This window comes from Lysinibacillus odysseyi 34hs-1 = NBRC 100172 (assembly GCF_001591965.1).
GTDB classification, from domain to species: domain Bacteria; phylum Bacillota; class Bacilli; order Bacillales_A; family Planococcaceae; genus Lysinibacillus_B; species Lysinibacillus_B odysseyi.
On sequence record NZ_BCVX01000024.1, the window covers coordinates 1 to 3905 of the forward strand.

Sequence of the window (3905 nt, forward strand, 5' to 3'; positions counted from 1 at the left end):
CAAGGAGACGAATGTATGAAAAAATGGATTTTCTTTATATTTCCTTTAGTAATTATTAGCTTTTTCGCTTATGAATATATCGAATTTGCTGAAGCTCCCCGGACGCTGCTTGCTGTGGAAAATGATCAAGTATATAGGGGAGAGCTGCTTTTAGTCAGCCGTGACTTTTCGATAAGTGAACAAGGGCTGCCAAATGATATTGTTATGCTAGGTGACTATAAATCGATGGCGCCGGAGCTGTGGGTACCGGATACATCGATACGTATTTCCAGAAACCTGCTCCAAAACCTTGGTTTAATGTTAAAAGAGGCGAAAAAAGATAGGGTCGACCATTTCATGATTAACAGCGCTTATCGAAATTTGGATACCCAGGCACAGCTTTATAAGGAAATGGGGTCAGAGTATGCACTGCCGGCGGGCCACAGTGAGCATAATTTAGGGCTCTCGGTTGATATTGGTTCCACCGACGGCTCGATGGATACAGCGCCGGAGGGCAGGTGGCTTGAACAAAATGCCTGGAAATACGGCTTTATTTTGCGATATCCAAAGAATAAACGGGAAGTGACAGGGATTCAGTATGAGCCGTGGCATTTCCGCTTTGTCGGCTTCCCTCACAGTGCCATCATGCATAAGGAAAACTGGGTGCTGGAAGAATACTTAGCCTATCTGCGCGAACATCGGCAATATAAAACAACTGTACAGGGAATTAAATACGAAATCACCTATTATGAAATGGTGGAAGGGCTGGAAGTACCCGTTATTCCCGAACGGCCATATTACATATCCGGCGATAATATGTCGGGAGTCATCGTAACGGTAGAACGGTAGAAAACCCCATTTTCTTTTTTACCTTAAGAGAAGCAGTCCGGGTTTGATCAATTAGAAGTAATTATTCGAAAACACCCTGAAAAAGGGCTATGATAGGTAAAAAATGTACGTGAAAGAGGGAAGAACAATGAAGAATTTAATCGCTATTTCTCAACATAGGAAGCCTGCTGACTTTATCCTCAGAAATGCTAGGGTGGCGGATGTATTCTCCCTTGTCTGGAAGACAGCTGATATCGTTGTGGCAGGAAATAAAATCGTAGCGATTGATTCACAAGGCAGGTATCAAGCTGAACGGGAAGAGGATGCGGAAGGACGTTATGTAATTCCAGGATTGATGGATGCACATATCCATATTGAATCATCCATGCTGACTCCGGAGCAATTCAGCCGTATTTTATTGCCGCATGGTGTCACATCTGTGGTGACAGATCCTCATGAGATTGCCAATGTAGCTGGCGCGACAGGGCTTCAGTATATGCTGGATGCGGCAAAGAAAGCAGAATTGGATATCTATTTCATGCTGCCTTCCAGTGTGCCAGCAGCCGCCTTTGAACATGCGGGTGCAGTAATGAAAGCAAAGGATTTAGCGCCTTTTTTAGTAGAGGACCAAGTGTTAGGAATTGCGGAAGTAATGGATTTTCCGGCAGTGCTGGCAGGGCAGGAGGATATGCTTGAAAAAATACAGCTGGGCCATAATCGCCGGATGATAATAGACGGACACGGAGCGGGTTTGTCACCGACACAAATCACGGGTTACCGGGCTGCAGGAATTCATACGGACCATGAGTGTATTAACGCTGAAGAAGCGCTGGATCGTGTAGAACAAGGAATGTATGTACTAATCAGAGAGGGCTCAGCTGCGAAAAATGTAAAGGATGTGCTTCCTGCTGTTAACTCTTATAATGCACGCCGGTTTGCTTTTTGCACGGATGATAAACACTTGGATGAGATTATTCAGGAGGGGACGATTAATCATGCAGTAGCATTAGCAATAAAGGAGGGAATGGAACCGCTTCAGGCCATCCAGCTCGCGACATTGAACGTTGCAGAGTGTTATCGCCTCTACGAAAAGGGTGCTCTTGCTCCAGGATATATAGCGGATTTTGTAATGTTAGAAGAATTGGAGACGATGAAGCCTGCTGCTGTGTGGAAGAGTGGACAAAAAGTAGCTGAAGCTGGCATGATGCTGACACAAAATCCTGTTAAGGTAACGGTACCAGACTCGATTTTGCGATCTGTACACTTACCGGAATTATCGACAGCAGATTTAGCTCTTCCGATGAAGGGAACATACGCAAATATTATCGAAGTGATACCAAACCAAATTATAACGAAGAAGCTGCAGGCGGATGTGGATGTAGCAAATGGATATTTCAAGCCATGTATCAAGAAAGACTATCTAAAAATTGCAGTCTTTGAGCGCCATCATCTCCGTCATACTAAAAGTGTTGCGATAGTCCACGGACTTGGATTGAAGGCTGGTGCCATTGCTACTACTGTCGCTCATGATTCTCATAATGCCATTGTTGTTGGTACAAATGACGAGGATATACTTGCAGCATTACATGCGCTGGAACAGATCAATGGGGGCCTTGTTGTGGTTGAAGCTGGCAAAGTACTTGCACAGATGGCTTTACCAGTAGGAGGGATTATGACGAATATTGAGGCACAGCAAGCAGAACAACAACTGCAGGAAGTGCATAAAGCGCTTCATATGATTCATCCGACATGTCATTTCCATTTGTTTTTAACTCTCTCCTTTTTAAGCTTGCCTGTCATCCCGTCATTAAAGCTGACGGATACGGGGCTATTTGATGTGGAAGCATTCCGGCATCTTTCGGTTGATGCATCTAACTAAGTAAAAGTAAGGGAGGGTTACAGCATAATGGAAGGATAATTACGAAATAAAAATAAGGCAAACCGTTTTTCAACCTAATAAAGCAAAAATAATCTTGTGCAAAGGCGGAGATTTAGTAATGGGAAGAGATTCGAAAATGAAGAGAGATCTTTGGGATGAAAGTCATCGACCATGGCCACTTCCGGATATCCCTTGGACGATGAGACAGACATGGAGCAATTTATTGTTTGCCCATTATCCAATTCAATATGAAGAATTGCGTAAGGTAGTTCCCAAAGCATTAGATTTAAATACGTATGACGGCATGTGCTGGATCGGTGTTGTCCCATTCCAGATGTCAGGTGTTAGGTTAAGGGGTTTGCCTCCCCTTCCGGGAACCTCTGCTTTTCCGGAGCTTAATATCCGTACATATGTCACAGTGGATGGAAAGCCGGGGGTGTATTTCTTTAGCCTGGATGCTGCTAACCATCTTGCTGTAATAGGAGCCCGGACACTTTACCGTTTACCGTATTGGTTTGCTGATATGAAAATACGGGATAGAGGCAACATGATTGAATTCAATAGTAGAAGGCGAAGTAACCGGGATATCAGATTTGCCTGTACTTATCAGCCTGCTTCTAAACCGTTTAGGCCAGATTCCGGTTCTTTTGAGGAATGGATAGTAGAACGTTACTGCTTCTATACATTAAATGCTTCGGGGGTACCTTTCAGATGTGACATCTTGCATGAACCATGGACCTTGCAACAAGCAGAGGTAGACTTTATGCATAATACTATGCTGTCAGAGCAGGGTATTGTATTGGAAAGTGAAGAGCCTATTTTACACTTTGCAAAACAGATAGAAGTGCGGGCTTGGCCGCTGGTTGATCCGGTTACAAATCAGATACGTATATAATGGAAGAAGTATATGTTTTGTAAAGCAGGCAGGACACTTAGGTGGCACAGGTCCAGTGTAAAGTTGGTCCGGAGGTAACTTGTAGAGGGAATGAAATTATTTTAATAAAACTTATTGACGTATGATGAAAAGCTTGATATTATAAGTGAGTCGCTAAATTATGAAAGAATAACTTGATAAAAAGTTATTGACTTTATAATAAAATAACGATAAGATATAAAAGTTGCTGTAAATAACAGCGGCAAAAAACTTTTAAAAAGTTATTGACACGAACTTCGGAAAGTGTTAATATATAAGAGTTGCTGCTAACGAGCGGCAACAAAA

General features: G+C 42.9%; 3 protein-coding genes. All 3 read left to right on the forward strand.

All coding sequences use genetic code 11. The features are described from left to right. Window positions 1-15: 15 nt before the first annotated feature. The 3 genes from BOD01S_RS22115 (at window position 16) to BOD01S_RS22125 (ending at window position 3581) form a co-directional block, all read left to right on the forward strand. Window positions 16-828, forward strand: coding sequence for a D-Ala-D-Ala carboxypeptidase VanY (locus tag BOD01S_RS22115; RefSeq protein WP_036150145.1), 813 nt, complete (start codon window positions 16-18; stop codon window positions 826-828). A gap of 127 nt (window positions 829-955) precedes the next feature. Continuing rightward, window positions 956-2686 (forward strand): adenine deaminase, encoded by a 1731-nt coding sequence (gene ade, locus BOD01S_RS22120; RefSeq protein ID WP_036150146.1) that lies wholly within the window; start codon window positions 956-958, stop codon window positions 2684-2686. A gap of 136 nt (window positions 2687-2822) precedes the next feature. Then, window positions 2823-3581: a YqjF family protein gene (locus BOD01S_RS22125; protein WP_233153218.1), complete on the forward strand. Its 759-nt coding sequence runs from the start codon at window positions 2823-2825 to the stop codon at window positions 3579-3581. The last annotated feature ends 324 nt before the right edge of the window (window positions 3582-3905 follow it).